This window comes from Nocardia sp. NPDC059764 (assembly GCF_042732555.1).
Classification (GTDB): domain Bacteria; phylum Actinomycetota; class Actinomycetes; order Mycobacteriales; family Mycobacteriaceae; genus Nocardia.
Map to the genome: position 1 here is coordinate 1 of NZ_JBHWHH010000115.1, position 23839 is coordinate 23839.

The following is a 23839-nucleotide window of genomic DNA, read 5'->3' on the forward strand; positions in this document are numbered from 1 at the left end:
CTCCCGGCCGATCTATCCGATCATGCGCCGGTGGACGTGAGCCGAACCGCCGCACACCACGGAATCCGCTTGGCGCCGAGCGGCATCCGGGGGCCGACGGGGGCAAAGGCGAGCGACCACAGCAGCGGGGGCAACCGGCGGAATCGGGCTGCCATACGGAACAATCCGACTACCTCGTCCGCGGTCCAACCCGCGTCGGCGAAGAATCGCAGCGGTTCGAGCGGCCCGAATTTCCAGGGTGAATTCTCGAGTAGCTTCTCGTTCGTTCGGTTGAACCGATCGACCACAGGCTTGTTGTTCACATCCATGATCCACCAGTTGATTTCGGGACGCGCCAGCGCCGCGGCCAATCCCGAGACCTCGTCTTCGGACAGGTAGTACACCAGTCCCTCGGTCAGTACGAGCGCCTTCTTCGCACCCTCGAGCGCCTGATTCAGGAACTGGTCGCGCGCATTCGGGTCCGCGAGATCGACTGCGGCGCGGGTGAGAACGCAGCGGGCGGTCTCACCTTCCAGCAGACGGTTCTTCTCGGCGATCAAATCCGGGAAGTCGGCTTCGATCCAGCGGAGATCGGCGGGCAGCTCGAGACGATACGGCCGCGCATCCAGACCCGCCGCCATATTGATGACCAGATCGCAGCCCTCGGCGAGGGTTTCGGTGATCAGATCATCGATGACTCTGGTTCTCGTGACCAAGTTCCAGCCGGCCAGCGCGTTCCGTGGTTCATTCGCGACGATGGCCTTGCCGGTTTCGCCGGCGAGCCGCTCCGCGAGCGGGTCGTGAAAGAGCGCATCGGTCCGGGCGGATTCGATCGCGCGATAGGCGGCCACCCAGTGGGCGGTGTCCGAAACATTCGAAATGGGTCCAGCGGTTTCAGCCATAGTTGCAGTCTCGCACAACAATTCGCGGCGGGTACGACGGGAGAGTGGCGTCGACCGGCACTACTACTTCGACGATGCGCGGGCGCTCTGATCGCGAATCAGTTCGGCCACACCGTGCGCGTTGGCATCGATGTAGAAGTGGCCGCCCGGAAACGACGTCTGCGCGAAAGGCCCGGTGGTATGCGGCTGCCACTCTGTCAGGTCGGCATCGCTGGTGGCGGGATCGCTGTCGCCGACCAGCGCCACGAGCGGACATTCCACCGCGGCGCCCGGTGCGCAGGCGTAGGTTTCGATCGCGCGGTAGTCACTTCTCGTGACCGACAGAATGATCGACCGAAAATCGGGATCCTCCAGCAGCGCCGCGGGAGTGCCGCCGAAGTCCAACAAGTGCTGGACCAATTCCTGATCGGTGTACCGGTGCACAGTGTGAGAACTCTTCCGCGCCGGTGAGATTCGACCCGATACGAACAATGTGACCGGCGGCGTCGCCTGGTCCTGTTCGAGACGACGGCAGGTCTCGAACGCCACCGCCGCACCCATGCTGTGACCGAACAGCGAGTAGCCCGCGGTCCGCGGAATCAGTTCGCGAATTTCCGGCAGCACACCCTCGACAAGGTCGGCGATACTTCCGAGCAACGGTTCGCGCCGGCGGTCCTGGCGCCCGGGGTATTGCACACCGAGCACACGGAATTGCGGTCCCAGCGTTCTGGCCAGCGGCCCGTAGGAAATAGCCGATCCGCCGGCGTGGGGAAAGCAGATCAGAGTATGGGCGCCATCCTCCGATCCGGCGGACAAGCTACGCAACCAGCTGGCGTTTCCCATGGGACCTCTCGACGAATCGGTGAATGTCATTGCAGCAGAACGGGGACCGACTGATGACCGTTGGAGACGAAGCTGCCCAGCGGCCGGAGCTCGGCGGGGTCCACCGCCAATCGCATAGTCGGAAACCGCTCGAACAAGGCAGGCAGTGCGATCGCAGCCTCGAGCCGGGCCAATGGCGCACCGAGACAATGGTGCGCGCCGTACCCGAAGGCGATGTGCTCCTTGTTCGCCCGGTGCACGTCGAAATCCCCGGCGGTGTCACCATGAATTCCCGGGTCCCGGCTCGCGGCCCCGTAGGAGGCTAGGATCGCCTCGCCCGCGGTGATCCGAACACCGGCGATCTCGATATCCTCGACCGCGTATCGCAGGGGCAGATGCGTGATCGGCGGCTGGTATCGCAGCGCTTCCTCGATCACCTCCGACCATGGCACCCGGCCGGCGAGTACGTCGGCCCGCTGTTCCGGATTGGTCAGCAAAGCGACGATCGCCTGATCGAGCAGGTTGACCGTGGTCTCGTGACCGGCATTGATCACCAGGATCAAGGTGTCGATCACTTCCTTCTGCGTCAGCCGGTCGGAGTCTTCGTCGACGGCCGAGATCAGCGCGCTCGTAATGTCGTCGCCGGGGTGGCCGCGCCGGTAGAAGATCAATTGCCCCATGAGCGAAACCATTTTGAGGACATTGGCCTTGGACTGCGCGGGCGTGAAGGAAGTGTCGAAGAACCCGTCGACGCACGCATTGATCTTGGCATCCAAATGCTTTGGTACGCCGAGCAATTCACCGATGACCTGAATCGGCACCGGGTACGCGTAGGTGGGCCGCAAGTCGACGACCTCACCCGCCGGAACGGCATCCAGCCGCTTCAGCAGTCCATCGACGATGGCTTCGATTCCCGGGCGCATCAGGGTGGTACGACGATTGGTGAACGCCGGAGCCACGAGTTTGCGGAGGCGGCGGTGCTGGGGGCCGTAAGCGGTGAACATGTTCTCCGCAATCACCCACGGGTGCAACGGCCACCGCTGATCGATCTCCCCGTTCTTGTAGGCCGTCCAGTGCTGGCGTGGATCCTTCGACACGCGGGGATCGGCGAGAAGTTCTTTCAGCACAGCCGCATCGGTCACCGACCAGGCCGACACCCCACCGGGCAACCCCACCAAGGAGACCGGCCCGCGCAGGCGTATCCGCTCGTTCTCAGCCTGAACATCGGCGCCCGTCGGATCCAGCACAATCGCTTCAGTATTCAAGGACCAACTCCTGAGCCGCGGGGCGAACCCCGTACTGCCCCAATCTTGTTCCAGCGGAGGTGAACCTAACTTACCACCCGGTATCAACGAGACTTCAACCGAACGGGCATGTGTGAGTAACCGCGCAGAGTGGACAGCCGGCGGCGGGTCGGCTCGCCGTCGAGGCGGATGTCGGGGAAGCGTTCGAAGAGGGCGGACAAGGCCTGCAAGACCTCCAGTCGCGTCAGGCTCGCGCCGATGCAACCGTGCATGCCGGTGCCGAAGGAGAGGTTCTCCTTGGCGTTGGGGCGGGTGACGTCGAAGCGGTGCGGGTCCGGGAATTTGACGGGATCACGGTTGGCGCCGGCCAGCGAGACGACGAGTGTCTTTCCCGGCTCGAGGGGAACGCTGCCCTCGAATTCCACGGGTTCCAGGACACGACGGGCGGTCATCTGAACCGACGTGTCGAAGCGCAGCATTTCCTCGATCGCAAGCGGCCAGCGTTCGGGCTCGGCGCGCAGCAGGTCGAGTTGATCGGAGTGGGACAACAGGAGCGGGACGGCATTGCCGAGCAGGTTCATAGTGGTCTCGAAACCCGCGCCCATCAGGACGTTCGCGCTGGCCATCAATTCGGTGGTGGTCAAGTCGCCCGTGGAGACCAGGAGGCCGAAGATGCCGTCGCCCGGTTCGCGGCGCAGCTTCTCGATGTGGGCCGCAAGGTAGTCCCGCATCGCCCCGGTCGCGGCCATGGCGCGGCGGTGGGCCTGCCAGGAAATTCCGACATCCAGCAGTGGAGCGACGTGGTACCCCCAGCGCAGGAACAGCTGGCGATCGGCCGCCGGGAAACCCATGATTTCCGCGATGACCGCGATCGGTACCTGCGCCGCGAAATTCTCGATCAGGTCCACGGATTCGTGCGTGGCCATCGCGTCGAGCAGCTCCGTGGTGACCTCGCGGACCCGATCGCCCAGGCGGGCGACGGCGCGGGGCGTGAAGGCGGAGGCGACGGGCTTGCGCAGGCGTCCGTGCTCCGGCGGGTCCAGCGCGAACATGGACGGCGCTTCGATCGGGTTGGGCGGCACCACAACTCGTTCGGCGTAGCGGCGCAACGGGGACGGCACGGCCGAATCGATCGGCAGCCGCACGCCGAATCGTCTGTCGCGCAGGATTTCCCGGCACAGCTCGTAGTCGAAGGCGACATAGCCGGCGCGCGTGACCCGCACCCCGCCGTCGCCCCGCAACTGATCGATCAGCGAGTACGGGTCATCGTAGCCTTCATCCCCACTCATCAGCCGCGCGAACGGGTCCCCCATCCCACGCAGCGCGAGAAACCCCACCCGCGGCAAGCCATGCTCCGCCGCCCACCTGATCGAGTACCTCGCGTCCATCAAAACCCCTGTGCCGTCACGAAAACCGCAAGCCCCAACGTCTCGCCGATCTCAATATAGGCCGCCGGGGCCCACCCGCAACCGCTGAGCCTATTCCGACGGGTAGAACTGACGTGTCCAGAGCCGGAATCGGCTCAGCGTCGACTCGCCCGCTACGAGACGCGGATGCGGGTTGTAGCGTTTGTTCTCCCAGATCGGAATATCCTCGCTGAGCACCTTTGTCATCGCCTGCGACGCGAGTCGAGCGACTACGGGAGCGAGCACCCGGGACACGGCCCCGCCCGTACTCTCCCAGGCGAAAACCGAGTACACATGCGTCCGCCAGGGCGCGATCGGCGTTTGCATGGCCCACATGTGCGCCACCACTCCCAGTCGCGGAATCGCGAACCGAATATGGGTGTAGCCCAAGCCTGCCATCACAATTGTCTGGCGGCTCTCGAAGAGGCCGACGCGGCCCTGTCCGGTCGATCGGGTATGCACGCGGAATATCGGCCCGTCCGCCTCACACGGCTCGGCCTCCGCCATGTGAACGTCATGCAGGACGGATAAATGCCGAAAGTCGGCGGCGTTCTCCGCCAACTCCTGAGCATGTGTCGGGATCTCTCTCGACCACCCGAAGATCGGTGCCACTCCGAAATCTGCGACCTCGGGCAGCTCCCAAGTCGGCGACTGCCCCTCCGGACCCTGCCAGACGAACACCTGGCCGTGCTGCTCACGCAGTTCGTAGTGATTCAACCCGACCGGAATGGTGGCCCCGTCGGGACTGTCCACACAACGCCCGTCGGGGGCGAACTCGAAATGGTGGAACGGGCACACCAGATTCTCGCCCGCGACCGTGCCGCCCGCGCCCAGATGCGCACCCAGATGCGGGCAATACGGTCGCACCGCACGCACCAAGCCCGAACGGGTCCGATAGACCACGACATCGCCATCCATCAACCGCGACCGTCGCACTGTTCCCGGCTTCAGCTCTCGAGCGTCGGCAACCCAGAACCAGCCCATCGGATATCCCAGCGGGGCAGCGGATTCGGAGACGCGCGGCAGTGGGTCCGCCACGTCTATCGGCAACTGGCTATTGTATTGCATTGGTCAGGCCTGTCTTTCAAACGATCTCGGAGCGGATGCCGCCGAGCATCTCGAGTAATTCGGTACGCCGATCGAAGTCGGACGGCTGGGTGAACAGCTCGACCGGAAACGGCTGGACCACGGGTGCGGGCAAGCCGGGGCCGACCACCAGCGCGGCCTGGCTGCCGAGATTGTCCATCTCTTCGACCAGTGGCTCGTAACGCGCAGGTAATAGATTGTGCCCCAACATGAATTCGCGGACTTCGTAGGCGGTGGTGAGGGACCTCGAGTTCACCGGGGAACAGATCGGCACCTTCGGGTCTCGAACCGTCATGGCGTTGATGAACGGACTCATGAAATCAGCGGCGTGCTGCTGCAACGGCGAATGGAATGCGCCGTTGTAGCCCGGGAACAAGAACGTGTGAACACCGTCGGGAGCGGCCGCCTGTATCCCGTTCAACGACGAGCGGTAGCCGGAGACGACGAAGGAGCGCCGCTCGAGATCGACCGGCCCGGTGTCGACGGCGAGATACACGCCCGGATGATCGGGACCATAGTAGTTCTCCGGACGGTCCGCTACTGCCGTGCCGATCAGCATCATGCCCTGTTCCGGAACATCGGGGCCGGTTGGCGGCACCAGCCGACGGTGATGAAGCATGGCGTACAACTCGTGTCGCTCGATCGCGCCCGCCACGCAGATAGCGATCAGCGCCCCCAGACTCAGCCCCCCTACCGCATCGGCCTCGACACCCTGTGCAACCAGGTCGTCGACCAGTCCGAGCGTTAATGCGCTATGTCGCAACGCATTACGACTGTGGCGATCCTCCGATGCCTCGTCCTCGCCCGCGATGAGGAACTCCGACTCGGAGAGGCCGGCTATGACGGCGGCCTCCGCATACGCCTTGCGAACGGCCGGGCTGCGACGGTGGAATTCCTCCACTACAGCGGCTTCGACCGTTACCTGTCCCCCGAACAGAAATGAAACCCGCATGATCTTCCCTGGTTTGTGACGGAATGACCGCACAATTTCTCGAGCACGGCCGATTGTGGGTAATGTGACCTCGGCGCCAATCGATTCACCAGATGACGGGGAGCTCGGCCACTCCGCCGGTGAATCTGTCCTCTCGCATTCGCACATCGGCCGGATCGACTGCCAGCCGCATAGTGGGGAATCGTGAAACAAGCTGCGAATAGACGGCTTGCAGTTCGACTCGGGCCAGCGGTGCGCCCACGCAATACCGGACGCCGTATCCGAATGTCAGATGCGCCGCCTCTTTCCGGGCGATGTCGATACGATCCGGATCCTGGAACACCGCCGCGTCGTGATTGGCCGCGGTGAGATCCAAAACCACCAGCTCGCCCGCGCCGATCTCGACTCCATCGACCTTGAAATCCTCTCGGGCATAACGGGGCAGACCCACGGCATTCGGCACGCGCAGCAGTTCTTCGGTCGCGCCGGCGACCAACTCGGGTCGGTCCACCAGCGCCTGCCATTGCTCACGATCCCGCAACAGGTGCATGGCACCCATGCCGATCTGGACGACCGAGGTCTCATGTCCGGCGAACAGCATGACCATCGCGAGCAGAGCGGCCCCGGAGTCGGTGAGGTCCTCACGCTCGCACAACCGGGAGAGGACGTCGTCGGCCGGGTCGGCGCGCTTGCGAACCACCAATGTCAGGCAGTAGTTGAGCATTTCGCCTGCCGCGGTAGCCGCTTTGAGACCGTCGGTGGCGGCCGCCATGGCATCTGTCCAGCCACGCAGGTTGTCGCGCTCCCCGACCGGTACACCCAGCAGCTCGCCGATCACCAGCAGCGGCAACGGCGCCGCCACCGCCCCATAGAGATCGGCTGGAGATCCTTGCTCCGCCATGGTGTCGAAAAGCCCCGAGGCGATTTCCTCGACGCGCCCGCGAAACGCGCGCATTTTCGATGGCGCGAAATGCGGCTGCAGAATGCCGCGCATTCGCTCGTGCTCTGCGTGCTCGGTGGTGAAGTCGCCCATCGGCCCGCCGAAGAATGTCGACTCCGCAACCCGTGCTGCCGCTTCCGGTGTCGGATGGGCACGACCGAGCTTCGGATCGGAGAACAGTTTTCGCACCTGATCGTATTCCGACACCAGCCAGCCCTCATGGCCCATCGCGGTGGTGATCCGGCGGATGGCGCGGTGGTCGATCGGGCAGCCGGCAGCAGACGTTTCGAGTGTCATCCGGTCACCACTCCACCGGCAAGGCGACCAGGCCCTTGGTGACCACGTCGTCTCGCATCCTCAAGGCCGACGAGTCGACCGCGAGTCGCATCGTCGGAAACTTCGCGATCAGTTGGCGGAATACGACGGAGAGCTCTAATCGGGCCAGCGGTGCGCCGACACAGTAGTGCGGACCGTAACCGAACGCCAGATGCCCGCTCTCCTTTCGCGTTACGTCGAGTTCGTATGGATCGGCGAAGATCTCGGGGTCGTGATTGGCTGAATCCACGTCGAGCAGCACGAGATCGCCCGTGGCGAATCGTTGCCCTTCGATTTCCATGTCGGTGCGGGCGTAGCGCACGAATCCGGTCGAATCTTGTACTCGCAGCAACTCTTCTACCGCGTTTGGAATGATCTGCGGATCGTCCGCCAGCTGCTGCCACTGACTACGGTTCCCGAGCAGCTTCACCAAGCCCAGGCCCAGTTCGACAACGGTCGTCTCCTGCCCCGCCAACAACAACACCATCGCCAACGTGGCGATCGAGTCGTCTGTGAGCTCGGGGTTCTCACACAGCCGGGACAGCACGTCCGGGCCCGGCTCCACGCGTTTGCGCTGGATCAATGCCAGGCAATAGACGAACCACTCGGCACCCGCCTGAGCGGACTTCTGCCCGTCACGAGTGTCGAATATCGCCGCACTCCAATGCTGGAGCTTGTCCCGATCCTCGAACGGCACACCCAGGAGCTCACAGATCACAAGCACCGGTAGGCGACTCGCGACGTGCTCGTGAAAGTCAGCCGGCGATCCGAGGGCGGCGAATTCTTCCAACACCTGCGCGGTGACCGATTCGATGCGGGGTAGCAGTTCGCGCATCGCGGGCGGCGAGAAGAGCGGATTGAGCTGCGCCCGCAGCCGTTCATGGTCCTCCCACTCGGTGTCGAAATTGCCGATCGGACCACCGAACATCACCGACTCCGTCTTACGCGGAGCCGTCTCCGGCGTTGGATGCGCGCGACCAAGTCGTTTGTCACAGAACATCTTTCGGACGAGTGCGTAGCCGGTCACAAGCCATGCATCATCCCCGGTTTGGGTGGTTATGCGACTGACCGGACAACCCAGCATGGTGGATTCAGTACTCATAGTTGCCACACTCTCCAAGCAGCACCACAGAATCGGTTGCGACACAGGCGATTTCGTACCTGTCATCGATCTTCTACCGGCAGACAGTAGAACACGTATCAGTCCGTCGCAACCGGTACCGAAGCCCGTTCCGCCCCCAGTTTCGAGGGGATGAGACGAACGAGATCTGCTGCAACACTGACTGTTTCGCGCGACATCGGACGACCCATGACCAGCCCCAGCATGATATGACAGGCCAATTACGCTGTACCGCTTGTGTTTCCACTCTCAGCGCCTGACGACCATGACAGGAACGAGTCCGGTACAGCCATCCATGCGTACCGGTAAGCCGTTCTCCCGCAACGTGATACCCACCATGACACCGCGAGGAGGACGACGTTCCACCCGTTGCCCCAAATTGTAACTCGTTCTACCTTGGGCGGCATGGCTTTCAACGTTGCCGATCTTTTCGAACACGCCGTCGACGCGGTGCCGGAACGCACAGCTATCCATTGCGGCGATCGCCAGGTCACCTACCGGGAGCTCGATGAGCGGGCGAACCGCTTGGCGCACCACCTGGCGACCCGTGGCGTCGGTCAGGGCGACCATGTAGGGGTGTACTCGCGTAACTCGATCGAAGCGATCGAGGCGATGTATGCCGCGTTCAAACTGCGTGCGATTCCGGTGAGCGTGAACTACCGCTACGTCGCCGACGAGGTCCGGTACATCGCCGGCAACGCCGATCTGGTCGCGTTGATCCACGAACGCCGGTACTCCGACATCGTCGCCGACGTCGCGCCGCACATCGAGACGCTCGAGCATGTGATCGTCATCCAGGACGGGTCGGATCTGGACTACACGCGCTACGCGGGTTTCGAGTACGAGGCCACGCTGGCCGCCCAGTCGTCGATGCGTGACTTCGATGAACGCAGTTCCGAGGACAGCTACATCCTCTATACGGGCGGCACCACCGGGTATCCGAAGGGCGTGGTGTGGCGGCACGAGGACATCTGGCGTGCGCTGGGCGGCGGCATCCAACATGCCACCGGCGAGTACATTACCGATGAGTACCACTACGCAAATCAAGCCAAAGCCACCGACTTCGTGATGGTTTGGCTACCCGCGACGCCCATGATCCATGCTGCACAGTGGACCGCTTTCATGGCGTTGAACTCCGGCGGCACAGTCGTTCTGGTACCGCAGTTCGACCCGGCCGCCATCTGGCTCGCGGTCGAAAGGCACGGGGTCCATCTCCTGCAGATCGCGGGCGATGCGATGGCACGCCCGCTGCTGGACACCTATCTGGCGGGCGACCACGACGCGTCCTCACTGATCACATTGAGCAGTGGCGCGGCGCTGTTCTCCCAATCCCTCAAGCTGCGGTACCTCGACACGTTCCCGAACCTGATCATCACCGACAACATAGGTTCCTCGGAGAGCGGATTGACCGGAATCGGCCAGGTGACCAAGGGCTCCGATCACTCGGATGGGCCTCGAGTGAACTTCAGTAAGCAAGCGGTGCTGATCGACGACGACGGCAACCTCGTCGAGCCCGAGCCCGGCGCGGTGGGAAGGCTGGCCCGCGGTGGACCGGTGCCGCTCGGCTACTACAAAGATCCGGAGAAGAGCAGGGCGATGTTCGTCGAGATCGACGGGCAGCGATACGTCGTTCCCGGCGATTACGTCCGCTATGAGCAGGACGGCACGGTCACTATGCTGGGACGCGGCTCGGAATGCATCAACACCGGTGGCGAGAAGGTGTTCCCGGAGGAGGTCGAGGGTGCGCTGAAATCGCACCCGGACGTCTTCGACACTGTGGTGATCGGCATTCCGGACGACCGTTTCGGCTGGTCGGTGGCGGCCGTCGTGCAGCCGCGCGAGGGTGCGACGGTCGATGTCGCGGAATTGGGCGACCACGTTCGCACCAAGATCGCGGGTTACAAGGTGCCGCGCACATTCTGGATTCTCGACCAGATCGAACGCCAGCCCAGCGGCAAGGCCAACTATCCGTGGGCGAAGAAATACGCGGCCGCGAACCCGGAGAAGGCGCGCAAGCGGTCCGCCGCGCCCAGCGGCCTACCCGGCGCGGCGGGGTGAACAGCCCGTGACGAGCGACTACCAGTAGACCCCCGGGATCAGCCTGGCGGCGCGGCGGGCGGCGCGCGTGAGAACCAGCACCGCCTTCGACCGGGAACGCCGGGTGGGACGCAGCTTCGCGGAGGTGACCTGCGAGGTCGTTTTCGCTGTCTCCGCTTCACCTTTGGCTGCCGCGGAGTCAGGCGAGCTGCGGTACATCTTGTGCAGGGCCCGAGCCGTGAGTCCGGGGGTGAACCGCGAGCCGAACTCGCCCGCGGTGCCTGCCGGGGTGTCGATGCGTTTGGGACGTTCGACGAGAGCACGGACGACGACGGCGGCGGCCCAGGCGACGGAGCGACTGGGGTAGGTCTCGTAGTCCTTGCTGGGCGCGATCATCGGAGTTTCCACCAGCGGCATGTGGATGGTGGTGAAGGTGACTCCGTCGGACAGCATTTCCACGGCGGCGACCTCGGTGAACTTGTCCAGCGCCGCCTTGCTGGCCGCATACGCGGCGTAGCGCGGCGGAGCCACCTGCACCGCGGAGCTGGAGACGTTGACGATATGGCCGAAGCCTCGCTCCCGCATCTGCGGGGTGAGGGCCAGGATCAGGCGGACCGCACCGACATAGTTGACGGCCATCGTGCGTTCGAAGTCGTGTACGCGGTCGATGGAGCGATGCAAGGATCGGCGAATGGAGCGGCCGGCGTTGTTGACGAGCATGTCGATGTGACCGTGCTGGGACAGAACGGTTTTGACGGTGCGGTCGACCGAATCACCGTCGGTGATGTCACAGGGGTAGCCGAAGCCCTCCCCACCAGCGTCGCGAATCTCCCGCACGACCTCGTCGAGTTCGGTTTCGCGCCGGGCCAGCAGAAAAACCACCGCGCCCTTCTCGGCGACCGCGAGTGCGGCAGCGCGACCGATACCGGAGGACGCGCCGGTGATCAGCACGTGCCGGCCCACGAGCGGTTTCCGAGCCTGGCGACCGAGGAAACCTGTCCCACCGGTAGCAACGTAAGGCGACATGGTGTGTACCACTCCTTCGAATCTGCTTGGAGAAACCGCCCATTGAAGCCGAAATGCCTTGGTACGCTGCGGTTTTACGCATCCAGTCGACCTCGCGGGTCGACGCGACCGGATCCGGCGAAATCCGCTGCACGCGAAGACGACTCAGCGACTTGTAATCGACTGTGTGACACGCTAATTCATCAGGCTAGCCGTCGATGTCTCTCCTACGGAGGACAGTAGGACGTGTTTCACTGCGGCGCAAGCGCAGACATGGATGCGGGGTACACGTGGACTCACGTCATAGACAGATCACCGGTTGAAATTGGTGGAGCACGGACACATACTCGGCTCGTGGTGAAAAGCCTTGGTAGCGAGATGAACTCGGAGTGGACTGCGGACGCGATCCCCGACTTGTCCGGTAGGACAGCCATTGTCACAGGCGCGAATGCCGGCCTAGGGTTCGAAACCGCACGCATACTGGCCGCACGCGGAGCCTTCGTTGTCCTGGCGTGCCGCAATCCATCGAAGGCAGCGGACGCCGCCGAACGGATACTCGTCTCGAGTCCTTCCGCGAACCTCCAGGTGGTCGCCTTGGATCTGAGTTCGCTGGAGTCGGTTCGCGCAGCTGCTGAATCGATTCGCGCACACTGCGATCGAATCGACCTTCTCATCAATAACGCGGGCACGGCAAACATCCGGCGTGAGGTCAGCTCGGACGGCTTCGAACTGACCCTCGCCACCAACCACCTCGGCCCCTTCGCCTTCACCGGATTGCTGCTGGACCGCGTGATAGCGACACCTGGAGCCCGCATCATCACAGTCAGCAGCCGAACTCACGCCCGGGGCGTCCTCGAATTCGACGATCTCCATTTCACCCGTCGGCCATACACCTTGACCACGGCATACGCACAATCCAAACTCGCCGGACTGCTGTTCACCCACGAACTCCACCGGCGGCTCGCAGGCACCGACACCATCGCCGCGGCAGCACACCCTGGAACGGCGATCACGGAGTTCGTCCAGAACATGAGCCGCCCGGTGCGGGTCATCAGCACTGTTACCCAGAAGCTCGCCGCTTGGGCGACGCTACCGGGACGCGACCCCCTGGCGATAGGGGTCAACACCGCCACACAGGGCGCGTTGACCACCTTGCGCGCGGCCGCTGACCCACAGGTGCGCGGCGGCGAGTTCTACGGTCCGCACCAGGGCGCGAAAGGCCATCCCGTTCGTATCGAACCCGCACCCAATGCCCACGACAAGGCAGCCCAACAACGATTGTGGAGCGAATCCGAACGATTGACCGGCGTGCGATACCCGGCCGGACCCGACAGGTCATGACCCAACGCCGCATAGCTCGAGTGGTGCGCCCGTCCAGTTTTCTTGTGCTGCTTGATATTTGGTGTAGTCGAGGTGCATTCTCGGTGGTCGTGGCCGACGCTGTCGCGGCCCGTCCGGATCAGGCCGTGGCGCCTTCGCGGCGATGTGGTCACGTCGAGGTGTGCGACAGTCGAATCATTGGCAGTCAGTTGTTTTCGGGCAGCCCGCGCTGGTTGGGCAGGACGTACTCGAACTCCGTGAGCACCTGCCGAAGGAACCCGCGGGCCTGTCGCTGATCCGATGTCGTTGCGTCGTAAATGGTTTCGAGCACCGGTTGCAGCTGTCGACCGGAATCGACGACCAGGCGCACGAGACCTTGTTCGGCGCAGCGCGTCAGCGCGGGCTCCAGGATCTTCGCAGCCTCGGCCGTCCGGTTGGCGGCTGCCAAGCAGCACCCGTACAAGAGTTCGGCAGTCAACAGCGCGTGAGGGCGGTTCTGTGTGGCGATTACCTCCACGAGCCGCTGCGCTTGCCGACACGCCCGCTCGGCCGCCGCCGGAGCTTCCTCTCGGAGCAGCAGCCGGATCGCCGAATCGAGGGACAGTTCAGCGATGATTGCCGTAGGAGCGTCGGCGTGCGCGGAATAGGGTTCGAGTTGTTCGAGGTCACGCCGGTCGGCCTCGCTGATCGGCAAGCCCGATCGAACGCGTTCGTTGACGATTCGGGCAGCCAGACGCGGCAGCGCCAGATTCGCTGCGACCTTGGCTCCCTCATCCAATCGCTGGTTCATGGCGTCCAGGTCGCCGCGCACCGCGGCCAGGCGCGCGCCCGTGCCGTAGCCGGCCGCCAGGAACTCGACCGCCCCGCCCTCGAGGCCCAGTCCGACCGCGATCAGCTCCTCGGCCTCGATGAATTGGCCTTTCTCATAGAGCAATGCGCCGAGCAGTGCGCTGGCAAACCGGGTGGCCTGCAATTGCCCGTCGGTCTGCAGGGCCTGGTTCAGGGCGGCCCGGAATTGGGCCTCGGCCGCAACGATGTCGAGCTGCTCATAGGAGGCGGTGCCGGCGATGCAGTCGCAGTACGTCGGACCGAACGGTCCGCTCGCCCGGCCCCGGAACGGTTCGACCCACCGATGCCATCGGTGTACTTCGGCGAAATCGAAGCGGTACAACGCCGATACCATCGCCACCATTGCCAACGCATGGGCCAGCAACGGCCGGGCCGAATCCCGGCCCTGCGCGATCCCAGGGGCCAGGACCAATGGCTGGTCGGTGAGCAATGCCAGGGCGGCACGCGCGAGTTTCAGCTCGAACTCGAGGCCCTCGCGACCTTCGCCGCGCCGCATCGCGGCGAGAGCCGTGCCGGCCCGTTCCAACGCGGCCAGCGCGGCGGGCGGGCGTTGCACAGCCAGGTTCGCCCACGCGATGTACAGCTGGAGCCGGGGATCCGACGCCGTCAGCGAGCCGGGCAACTTGGCCGCGAGACCGAGTAGGGTCGCGATGCGGGAGCGTTCGAGGAGTTGTTCGGCATGATCGGCCACCAGTTCGCGGGCGCGCTCGGGTTCGCCGGCGGCGAGCATATGATCGACTGCCTCGGTGAGCATGTCGTGGGAGGTGAACCACTGCGCGGCCGTCAGATGCAGCTCCTCGAGAAGTCCAGGGTGCAGCCGGATCAAGCGATCACGCAGGAAGTCCGCGAACAGCGTATGGTAGCGGAACCAGCGCAGATCGTCATCGACACTGCGCAGAAACAGATCTCGCTGCCGCACTTGTTCCAGCATGTCCTGCCCATGGCTCACACCGGTCAACGCTTCGGCGAGATCATCGTTGACCCGCTCGGGAACCGAAGTCCGCATGACGAATTCGAGCACCTCGGGCTCGAGCGCGTCTACGACGTTCTCCATCAGGTACTCCCCGATGGCATAGTGGCGACCCGAGATCTGATCGATGTACGTGCCCGGATCGTCGCGCCCCCGCAGCGACATCGACGCCAGTTGCAGCGCGGCCGCCCATCCTTCGGTCGACTCGCATAGCCGCTCGATCTCCGCGGCCGCCAGGGTCAGCCCGCTCTTATCCGTGAGGAACGTTGCGGTTTCCTCCTCATCGAATCGTAGTGCGGACTCGTCGATCTCGACGAGTTCGTCGCGAACCCGCATGCGCCCCAGTGGAAGTCCGGTGCGGCTACGACTGGTGACGATCACCCGCAGGTGATGACAGCCGTGGTCGAGTACGAACTCCATCGCCGCCACGGTCGCCGGGCTGGTCACCCGATGCCAATCATCGATCACCAGAGCCACCGTCTCGCCGCCATTGTGAATCTCATCGATGAGACTGGTCATGACACGCCGCGCAGCATCACTGGCGTGCTCCTCGAGCAGCCTCTCCAAGTCCGCGGCCACCCCGGGATGGGCGTAGCGAATCGCCTCCACCACATGCGACAGAAACCAGACGACGTTGTCGTCATCCTCATCCACGCTGAGCCAGGCGACTCGAACACCTTCAGCGGCAAGGACATTCACCCATTCCGCGGCCAGCGTGCTCTTACCGAACCCGGCGGGCCCGTGAATCAGCACCAGCCGCCGGGCCTGCCCTTCCCGCAGACGGTCGAGCAGTCGACCGCGTCGTACCGCCTGACGCGGCAAGCTCGGCGGCCGGTACCGCGTGGACGGTGTCGGTGCCACCGCCCGGCCGTGACCTAACGCGGGGGCCGGCATGGGCTGCGCGAGCTCCTGGGCCCCGCTCTCGGACGGTAGCGCCATCGAATCGACGGCGAGCCCACAGGAGAACTGGATCGTGCGCAACCGCTCGCCGAACTCCCGGGCAGTAGCGGGCCGGTCCAAGGGATCCTGCGCCATCGCCGATTCCAGCGCCGCGCACAGTGGCCCCGGCACACCGCTGGACCGCAGGTCGGGTACCGGCTCGGAAGCGATCCGCACGAACTGCCCGGCCAGGGACTCACCCTCCCGGCGTTCGAAGGCGGCATGCCCGGTGAGCAGACAGAACAGTGTTGCACCCAGCCCGTAGATGTCCCCGGCCTCGGTCGACTCGGATCCGCGGAACACCTCCGGTGCGGTGAACGCCGGAGTCCCGGCGATGAGCCCGGCAGCGGACTCGAAAACCCCTCCGATGTGGGCGATTCCGAAATCGCTCAGCTGTGGCTCGCCGTAGTCCGAGACCAGGATGTTGGCGGGATTGACATCGCGATGCACGATGCCATGCGCATGCGCGGCCGCCAGCGCTCCCGCGATCTTCACCCCGACCGACAGCACCTCCTGCCACGGCATCGCACCGTGCTCCCGGATCCGTGCCTGCAGTGACCCGAGAGCGCAGAACTGCATCACCAGATAGGGCTGGCCCGCGACAGTGACATCGGCGGACAACACCTGAACGATGTGGGGATGCCCACCGAACCGAGCCAACGCCCGCTGTTCCCGGAGGAAGCGCGCCCGCTCGCCGTCACTCGATTGCGTATCGAGGACCTTGACCGCGACCGGCCGGTCCAGGGAACGCTCGACACAGCGGTAGACGACACCGAATCCACCACGGCCGATTTCCCGGGCGTCATCGAACCCCGCCGCGGCAAGCTCCGCGGCGAGACCGATCCGCAGGTCAGGCTGCGTCCCGCCATCGTCGCGTTCGGCCATGACTCGATCACCCACCCCGTGGGAGACACAGACCACATGCCATACAGCGAGATCGCGGTGCGCCCGCAGCCGACCGCATATTGTCGTAACCACGCATTCGCCTCACCTCTCGACGTGAGAATCGGCGTCTCCTGATCGTAACCATCGATGTGCACTACCGATGAAGTCCCCGAAAACCGACCGTCCACCTCGCCGCCAGACCGTCCGGCGACCAGCCGACCACTGCGCAGCATCCGATTCCGACAGCACGACCGGCGCATGGACGCGACGTTCGTGCTGAGCCAGTGACGAGAAGAGTCACCCGGACTTCTTCGAGGTCGACCGCGAAGGCGAACTCGCCCAGCTGGGCCCCGTCGGGTACCGACCGCTCCGCGTCGGTGCCATCGTCTTCTGACCGCGTCGGTGCAGCGGTCGCGAAAATCGACTGTGACACCGGGATTTTCGAGCCCGTCGGCAGTGGGGCACTGCGCGAGGACGCCTGATCTGCGCAGTCCTTGATCGGGGTGCGCGGAGGTGTCCACCGGACCGTCGATGGTGCCAGTCCAATTGGTGGATCTGGCACACAGCGTTTCGTATGCTCGTTGTTAGCACGTGGGGAGGGTCGTCAGTGCTGGGCCCTGATGGTCCAGCAAGGGAGGAAGGTCCTCACGAATGGACAGTCGTGAGGTTTCGGGCATGGCGCGGGACTGGTCGGCAGCCCTGGTCGATTGCGGTGGCGTGTCGACATCTGTGCCGCACGACATCCGCCGGTTGACGACAAGATGGATCGCCGAGCTGGAAGCTGCCTTGTCGGCTGAGTCGTTCGACCCGTCACCCGCATGCCGAGTCGGGGTCGAGATGGTCCGGTCGAACCTGACGGTCCCCGCCATGATGACCCAGACCGGGACGGTGCTGGCCGGTTTGCTGGAGCGGTCACGGCGGCCGGATCGAGCGCAGCGGTTCGGCGCGCTCTTGGGCGAGCTGGGCCGCGGCTACACCGCCGAGCTGCTGACCGTCCACGCCCGCGGCCAGGAGGCCGCCGAGCAACGCTTTCGCGTGGTGTTCGACAACGCCGCGGTCGCCATCGCGCTCTACGACAGCTACGGCATCACGCTCGAGGCCAATCCCACGACGGCACGGATGGTCGGTATGAATCAGGAGGATCTGCCGGGGGTATCCGCTCTGGACTTGATGCACCCCGACGACCGCGACAAGCTGCGCCACGCAGTCGTTGGTCTACTCAAGCGCGGACGCGGCACCGCGCACTTGGAAGCCCGCTTCTGCCGCCCTGACGGCAGTGTCTGCTGGGGTGCATGGACGATGACGCTGGTGCACGACGCGGACGGACGGGACGTGCGCGTGCTCGCCGTCGGGGAGGACATCACCGAACGGCGGGCTATGCAGCAGAGACTGTGGTGGCAGGCCCGTCACGACCCTTTGACGGGCCTGCCGAATCGTCATTGCTTGCTGGAGCAGTTGGAGGCCATTGTCGCGGCGGCCCATCCCGCCGATCACATCGGTTTGTGCTTCCTCGATCTCGACGCGTTCAAGCTGATCAACGACCGCTATGGCCACCGCACGGGAGACATCGTGCTGGCCGAGGTCGGCCGCAGGCTCGACGCGACCCTGACCTCGCCAACGGTCACGCTGGCCCGCATCGGAGGAGACGAGTTCGTCGCGCTGCTCGCACCGCCCTGCGACGACGACGCGGCCCATGCGGCCGCCGAGACCATGCTCGCGGCGCTGCGAGACCCGGTTCCAGTCGGTCCCAGCGATTTGCTGTCGATGTCGGCCAGTGTCGGCGCCGTTGTCACCCCGGTTGCCGGCGCGAATGCCGAAAAGCTCTTGGACGCCGCCGATGTCGGCCTGTACCGCGCCAAGGCCGCCGGCCGCGACACCTGGGTACTGCACCGCGCCGACAACGGCCCCGCAACCAGGCAGTAGGTCATGGCCCAGCAGCGGCGCGGGCAGCCAGTATCGATAGCGAGCCCACCCTGCTCGGCCCCGCGCGCTCCCGACCCGCACGCCAGGGGTGGCAACGCCCACCGACAACTCCAGAACAACCCTCATCCGAAGGGAACAAGATCAGGAGCAGAGCATGGGCGCGATTCGGCTCATATCAGCTGGTGACGGGGCCGACCACGACCAGATCCGATGTCAGCTCGGCTCGGGGCTCTCCGGACTATCCCCGGATCCGGCTGGGGCTGTGTCCGGTGAGCTGGCGGAACCATCGCGAGAAGGCGCTGAGTTCGGAGAAACCGAGTTCGGTGGCGATGTCGCTGAGGCTGCGGTCGTGGTGGGCGAGATAGCGGTGCGCGAGCTCGAGGCGAGTGGCGTTGAGGACGGTGATGAAGGTTTCTCCGCTGCGCGCCAGGTGCCGATGCAGGGTTCGGCGGTCGATGCCGAGGCGGTCGGCGACGGTGGCGGCCGAGCATTGCTGGGTGGGCAGCAGGGTTTCGATGATGGCGCGCGCCTGCTCGACACTGGATTCGCCGGCCGGGGTCAGCGACCGCAGGTACTCGCGCGCGTAGGGGCGCAGCAACGGGTCGGCGAGTGGATTGGCGGTATCGAGGTCGTGGGTGTAGCACACGATGCCGTTGAAGCTCTGCGCGAATTCGATTGTGGGACCGAGGATCCGATGGGCCTCATCGCGCTGTGCCGGTCCGGGGTGGGTGAAGCAGACCGATAGCGGATGCCAGTCCTGGCCGAGGAACTCGCGCAGGATGGCGCAGGTGGCGCCAATGGTGAGCTCGGTGGCCTGCCGGCCCATCGAGACCCCGGGCGAGCTCTGGACATGGATGGTGGTCAGGCTGCCGGTTTGGGTGAGCCGGGTGCGCAGCGCTTCGTTGTGCAGCGAGATGTGGCGGAGCACGATCTGCAGCGCGCTGCGGATATCGGGTTCCTCGCGGGCGACGAGTGCGACGGGCCCGAGGTTGGTCAGGCCGCGCCGCGCGGCCAGGCGTAGCCCGAATTCCTCGCGGTTCGTCTCGCGCGCAGTGCGTTCCAGCAGCTGGTCCACCGCGGCGGCGGGCAGCCAGGTATCGCTGGCGGTGAGTGCGGCGGGGCCGATGCCGACCGACCGCAACAGCAGCATCGGGTCGACACCGAGCGACAGCGTGAGCTCGACGTAGCCGCTCAGGACGGCACTGCGGACCATCGGAGCCAACGGGACCCTTTCTCGTGATGTCCCACATTGTCAACTCTTTGGTCTCATTTGGTCAAGCGTAATGCTTTTGCCCCACATAGCGTGACGACTATCACGTCTACCGCATCACAGGAGCTGCCCGTGACCATCGAGTCCTTGCCCGAGTCCGTGCCCACCCCCGTCATCGACGCGATGCGCGCCCAGGGCGCATGGAATCCCTTGTGGGACAAGCTGTCCGACTGGGACCCGGAATGGACCGAGCAATTCGTGTCCATGGGCACCCTCCCGATCCGCCGGGGCGTGCTGTCCCCCCAGTTCGTGGAGTTGCTGAGCATCGCGGTCGACGCCGCGTGCACCCACATGTACTCGCCGGGCGTGCGCCGCCACATCCGTGCCGCCCTGGAACTGGGCGTGTCCCGCGAGGAGATCCTCGCCGTGCTCGAACTGACCAGCGTGCTGGGCATCCACGCCTGCAACATCGGGGTCCCCGTGCTCGCCGAAGAACTCGACGCCTTCGAGCGTCGCCGCGCGCAGCAGCGGTGAATCCGCTGCCGCAACGCGCAACTCACCAGAATCAGGAAGGACGATCATGCACTATCTCGACGATTCGCTGCTGCCGGAGAACCAGGAGAAACTGGTCATTCAGGTAGCGCCGTACGGCCCGGAATTCCTGCCCGGAGATTCCGACGACATTCCGGTGACGATGGACGAGCAGATCCAGAAGGCGGTGGACTGCTACAACGCGGGCGCGCAGGTGCTGCACGTGCACGTGCGCGAAGCCGACGGGCACGGGTCGAAGCGGCTCGAGCTGTTCAACGAAATGCTGGGCCGCCTGCGCGAAGCGGTGCCGGAGATGATTCTGCAGGTCGGTGGGTCGATTTCGTTTGCGCCACCGGAGGGCGGGGACCAGGCGAAGTGGCTGGACTACGACACCCGTCATCTGCTGGCGGAGCTGGATCCGAAACCGGACCAGGTCACCATCGCCATCAATACCAGTCAGATGAACATCACCGAGCTGATGACCGATGACGACATCGCCGGCACCTCACTGCAGAACCCGATCCTGCAGAAGGCGTATCGCGACATGGTGGTCGAGGCCGGGCCGGAGTTCTATCTCGAGCATCTGCGCCGGCTGACCGCCGCGGGCATCCAGCCGCACTTCATGCTTGGCTCGCTGCAGCAGCTCGAGAGCGTCGAGCGGTTGATCCGCAAGGGCCACTACACCGGCCCGCTGGTGCTGAATTACGTTGCGATCGGCGGCGGCGCGGCGGGCCTGCATCCGGCGGACCTGATCGAGTTCATTCGCCGGACTCCGGACGGCGCGGTGCTGACCATCGAAACGTTCATGCGCAATGTCACCCCGATGTGCACCATCGCGATCGCGCTGGGCCAGCACGTGCGGGTCGGCATCGAGGACAACCTGTGGGGCCGCAAGGGCGAACGACGTACCTCGGTGCAACAGGTCGAGCAGATGGTGCGTATCGCCGACGAACTCGGCCGCGGGGTGGCCTCCTGTAAGGAGGCACGCGACATCTACCTGCTCGACGAGGTCTACTCCGGCACCGATGACGCGCTGGCCAAGATCGGGTACCCGCCCAACCGGCAGCCCGGCCAGGTCGGATTCCTGCACCACGCTTGATCTTTCACAGGTGAGTGGGCCGGTCACACCAGGTGCGGCCGGCGCACCACGCCTATTTGTTCGTCGACAGGATCCGGCCGAGCCGGTCCGTCGGTTCCACCCGGCCCGAGGATGCGCCATGGACATCTCCACCACCCCCACCGACTTGCCGGCGACGGCTGCCGGGCCATCGCGAGCGCGCTCACGGATCTTCCCGTGGGTCGTGTTCGCACTGACCTTCGGGCTGATGTTGTCGGACTACATGTCCCGTCAGGTGCTCGCTGCGGTGTTCCCGCTTCTGAAGACCGATTGGGGGCTGTCGGATTCGCAGCTGGGATCACTGACCAGCATCGTGGCCCTGATGGTGGGGCTGCTGGCGTTCCCGCTGTCGCTGGTGGCGGACCGGTGGGGACGCGTGCGCAGCATGCTCGTCATGGCGACAGTCTGGAGCCTGGCCACCCTGCTGTGCGCGCTCGCCACCGGTTACGGACAGCTGCTGGGCGCGCGCTTCCTGGTCGGGGTCGGTGAGGCCGCCTACGGCAGCGTCGGCGCCGCGGTGATGCTGTCGGTGTTCGCCCCGCGGCTGCGCGCCTCTCTGAGCGGGGCGTTCCTGGCAGGCGGGTCGTTCGGATCGGTCCTGGGCGTCGCGCTGGGCGGTGTCGTCGCCGCCCAGATCGGCTGGCGCTGGACCTTCGCCCTGATGGCCGGTCTGGGGCTGCTGCTGGTCGGCGCATTCCGCATCCTGGTGACCGAATCCGCCGTGCGCCGACACGCTTTCGCCGAATCACCGGCGTCCGCGGAAGCGGTCGCCACACCGATCGGCGACACCGTGCGCGCACCGCTGGCGAGTCTGTTCTCGTCGCTGTCGGTGTGCTGCGCCTACATCGGTGGCGGCCTGCAGCTGTTCGTCGGGGCGGTACTGATGGCCTGGCTGCCGAGTTTCTTCAACCGCTCCTACTCTTTGCCGACCGACCGCGCCGGCCTGGTGGCGGCCGGATACGTACTACTCGTCGGGACGGGAATGGTCGTGTGCGGCATCATCACCGACCGCGTCGGCCGCCGACACCCGATACATCAATGGAGCAGCGCGCTGGTCTACTGCACGATCTCGCTGATCCTGCTCACCGTCGCGTTCAGCCTCGGCACCGGGCCCGCCCAGCTGACCATCCTGGCGCTGGGAGCGGTGACCGCGGCCGGATCGGCGGGCGCGACGAGTTCGATGGTGGCCAGCCTGACCCATGCCAGTCTGCGGGCGACCGCTTTCGCCACGATCACCCTGGCCAACAACGTCTTCGGGCTCGCGCTGGGTCCGCTGGTCGTGGGCTTCCTCGCCGACCGTTACGGGCTCGCCGCCACCCTGCGTCTGGTGCCCCTGACCTACCTCGGCGCCATCGCCGCCCTGGCCGTGGGCCGATACGCATACCCGGCCGGACTGCGCCGTCTCGCCCGATTGGATACGGGGCGCCCGGCCGTCTGATCATGCCGCCTGGTTCGGCTGTTCCGCCACCACTGATCCGGTCCCATCAATTTTCGTGAGGTCTCCCCATGCTCAATCTCGCTGTGCTGCTCGAAGACACAGCACGCCGTAACCCGGGGCGCGATGCCATCGTCGCCGGTGATCAGCGACTGACCTATGCCCAGGTCGACGCCGCCGCGAACCGGATCGCCCACCTGCTGGCCGCGCACGACATCCGGCCGGGCGACAAGGTCGCGCTGTCGTGCCCGAATCTGGCGTGGTTCCCGATCATCTACTACGGCATCCTCAAGGCCGGAGCAACAGTCGTACCGCTCAACATTCTGCTCAAGGACCGCGAAATCGCCTACCATCTAGACGATTCCGGGGCCAAGGCGTTCTTCTGCTTCGAGGGCACCCCGGAGCTTCCGATGGGCGAGTACGGTCGTGCCGGATTCGATCGGGCGCTGGACTGCCGCCATCTGTTCATCATCGATTCCCCGGCCCCGCAGGATGTCGCCGAACCCGGCGCGCTGGCTATCACGCTGCGGGCATATTCCGGCGAATTCGGCACGCGGACAATGAATCCCGATGACGCTGCGGTCATCCTCTACACCTCCGGCACCACCGGCGCCCCCAAGGGCGCGCAACTGACCCACGCCAACATGCTGCTCAACGCCTTCACCGCCAATCGGCAGTTCGGCAGTCATCCCGGTCGGCACGACCGGCATCTGCTGGTGCTGCCACCTCCACCGGCAAGGTCCTCAAACGCGAACTCCGAACCGATCACTGAAAATGGCTGCGCCGCAGCCTCATTGCCGACCGAAGCGATCGGCGACCCAGAGGGAGAACACCATGCCGCTATCCGGCAGAACCGCCGTCGTCACCGGCGCGGGCCAGGGGCTGGGCCGGGCC

Annotated in this window: 18 protein-coding genes; 7 read left to right on the forward strand and 11 right to left on the reverse strand. The window is 65.1% G+C overall.

What is annotated here, in order from left to right; all coding sequences use genetic code 11:
* Nucleotides 1-20: 20 nt before the first annotated feature.
* The 8 genes from ACFV4K_RS23570 to ACFV4K_RS23605 form a co-directional block, all read right to left on the reverse strand.
* A complete protein-coding gene (locus ACFV4K_RS23570) occupies nt 21-881 on the reverse strand; it encodes a class I SAM-dependent methyltransferase (RefSeq protein WP_379277733.1) in 861 nt (286 codons plus the stop codon).
* A 63-nt stretch (nt 882-944) separates the two neighbouring features.
* The gene (locus tag ACFV4K_RS23575) at nt 945-1703 is read right to left on the reverse strand and encodes a thioesterase II family protein (protein WP_379277735.1); all 759 of its coding nucleotides are present in this window, start codon (nt 1701-1703) and stop codon (nt 945-947) included.
* Nucleotides 1704-1729: 26 nt separating this feature from the next.
* Nucleotides 1730-2947 (reverse strand): cytochrome P450, encoded by a 1218-nt coding sequence (locus ACFV4K_RS23580; protein ID WP_379277737.1) that lies wholly within the window; start codon nt 2945-2947, stop codon nt 1730-1732.
* 83 nt (nt 2948-3030) lie between these two features.
* A complete protein-coding gene (locus tag ACFV4K_RS23585; RefSeq protein WP_379277739.1) occupies nt 3031-4215 on the reverse strand; it encodes a cytochrome P450 in 1185 nt (394 codons plus the stop codon).
* 189 nt (nt 4216-4404) lie between these two features.
* The gene (locus tag ACFV4K_RS23590; protein WP_379277740.1) at nt 4405-5382 is read right to left on the reverse strand and encodes an aromatic ring-hydroxylating dioxygenase subunit alpha; all 978 of its coding nucleotides are present in this window, start codon (nt 5380-5382) and stop codon (nt 4405-4407) included.
* A gap of 34 nt (nt 5383-5416) precedes the next feature.
* Nucleotides 5417-6370, reverse strand: a complete 954-nt coding sequence (locus tag ACFV4K_RS23595; RefSeq protein ID WP_379277742.1) for a hypothetical protein — start codon at nt 6368-6370, stop codon at nt 5417-5419.
* 85 nt (nt 6371-6455) lie between these two features.
* A complete protein-coding gene (locus tag ACFV4K_RS23600) occupies nt 6456-7586 on the reverse strand; it encodes a cytochrome P450 (protein WP_379277743.1) in 1131 nt (376 codons plus the stop codon).
* Between the two features lie 4 nt (nt 7587-7590).
* Entirely contained in the window at nt 7591-8706 is a 1116-nt protein-coding gene (locus tag ACFV4K_RS23605) for a cytochrome P450 (protein WP_379277745.1), read from the reverse strand.
* 423 nt (nt 8707-9129) lie between these two features.
* On the opposite strand from ACFV4K_RS23605, the gene ACFV4K_RS23610 reads away from it, so the two are divergent.
* Nucleotides 9130-10782: an acyl-CoA synthetase gene (locus ACFV4K_RS23610; RefSeq protein ID WP_379277747.1), complete on the forward strand. Its 1653-nt coding sequence runs from the start codon at nt 9130-9132 to the stop codon at nt 10780-10782.
* An 18-nt stretch (nt 10783-10800) separates the two neighbouring features.
* On the opposite strand, the gene ACFV4K_RS23615 is transcribed toward ACFV4K_RS23610, so the two are convergent.
* Nucleotides 10801-11724, reverse strand: a complete 924-nt coding sequence (locus tag ACFV4K_RS23615; RefSeq protein WP_379277749.1) for an SDR family NAD(P)-dependent oxidoreductase — start codon at nt 11722-11724, stop codon at nt 10801-10803.
* A 420-nt stretch (nt 11725-12144) separates the two neighbouring features.
* Here ACFV4K_RS23615 and ACFV4K_RS23620 point away from each other — a divergent pair, with 420 nt between their 5' ends.
* A complete protein-coding gene (locus ACFV4K_RS23620) occupies nt 12145-13107 on the forward strand; it encodes an oxidoreductase (RefSeq protein WP_379277763.1) in 963 nt (320 codons plus the stop codon).
* 184 nt (nt 13108-13291) lie between these two features.
* Here the strand turns inward: ACFV4K_RS23620 and ACFV4K_RS23625 are convergent, their stop codons facing one another.
* Complete coding sequence (locus tag ACFV4K_RS23625) at nt 13292-16729, reverse strand: protein kinase (RefSeq protein ID WP_379277751.1); 3438 nt, start codon at nt 16727-16729, stop codon at nt 13292-13294.
* Nucleotides 16730-17380: 651 nt separating this feature from the next.
* Here ACFV4K_RS23625 and ACFV4K_RS23630 point away from each other — a divergent pair.
* Complete coding sequence (locus ACFV4K_RS23630) at nt 17381-18652, forward strand: diguanylate cyclase domain-containing protein (protein ID WP_379277753.1); 1272 nt, start codon at nt 17381-17383, stop codon at nt 18650-18652.
* Between the two features lie 238 nt (nt 18653-18890).
* Here ACFV4K_RS23630 and ACFV4K_RS23635 read toward each other — a convergent pair whose 3' ends face one another.
* Nucleotides 18891-19865 carry an AraC family transcriptional regulator gene (locus tag ACFV4K_RS23635; protein ID WP_379277755.1) on the reverse strand — a complete coding sequence of 325 codons (975 nt, stop codon included), beginning with the start codon at nt 19863-19865 and terminating at the stop codon, nt 18891-18893.
* Between the two features lie 180 nt (nt 19866-20045).
* Between ACFV4K_RS23635 and ACFV4K_RS23640 the strand changes: the two genes are divergently transcribed.
* The 4 genes from ACFV4K_RS23640 to ACFV4K_RS23655 all read left to right on the forward strand — a co-directional run.
* Nucleotides 20046-20396, forward strand: a complete 351-nt coding sequence (locus ACFV4K_RS23640) for a carboxymuconolactone decarboxylase family protein (RefSeq protein ID WP_379277765.1) — start codon at nt 20046-20048, stop codon at nt 20394-20396.
* Between the two features lie 46 nt (nt 20397-20442).
* The gene (locus ACFV4K_RS23645) at nt 20443-21492 is read left to right on the forward strand and encodes a 3-keto-5-aminohexanoate cleavage protein (RefSeq protein WP_379277757.1); all 1050 of its coding nucleotides are present in this window, start codon (nt 20443-20445) and stop codon (nt 21490-21492) included.
* Between the two features lie 118 nt (nt 21493-21610).
* A complete protein-coding gene (locus ACFV4K_RS23650) occupies nt 21611-22948 on the forward strand; it encodes an MFS transporter (protein WP_379277759.1) in 1338 nt (445 codons plus the stop codon).
* A gap of 68 nt (nt 22949-23016) precedes the next feature.
* Nucleotides 23017-23839 (forward strand): AMP-binding protein (locus ACFV4K_RS23655; RefSeq protein WP_379277761.1); only part of this gene is annotated, 823 nt, incomplete at its 3' end.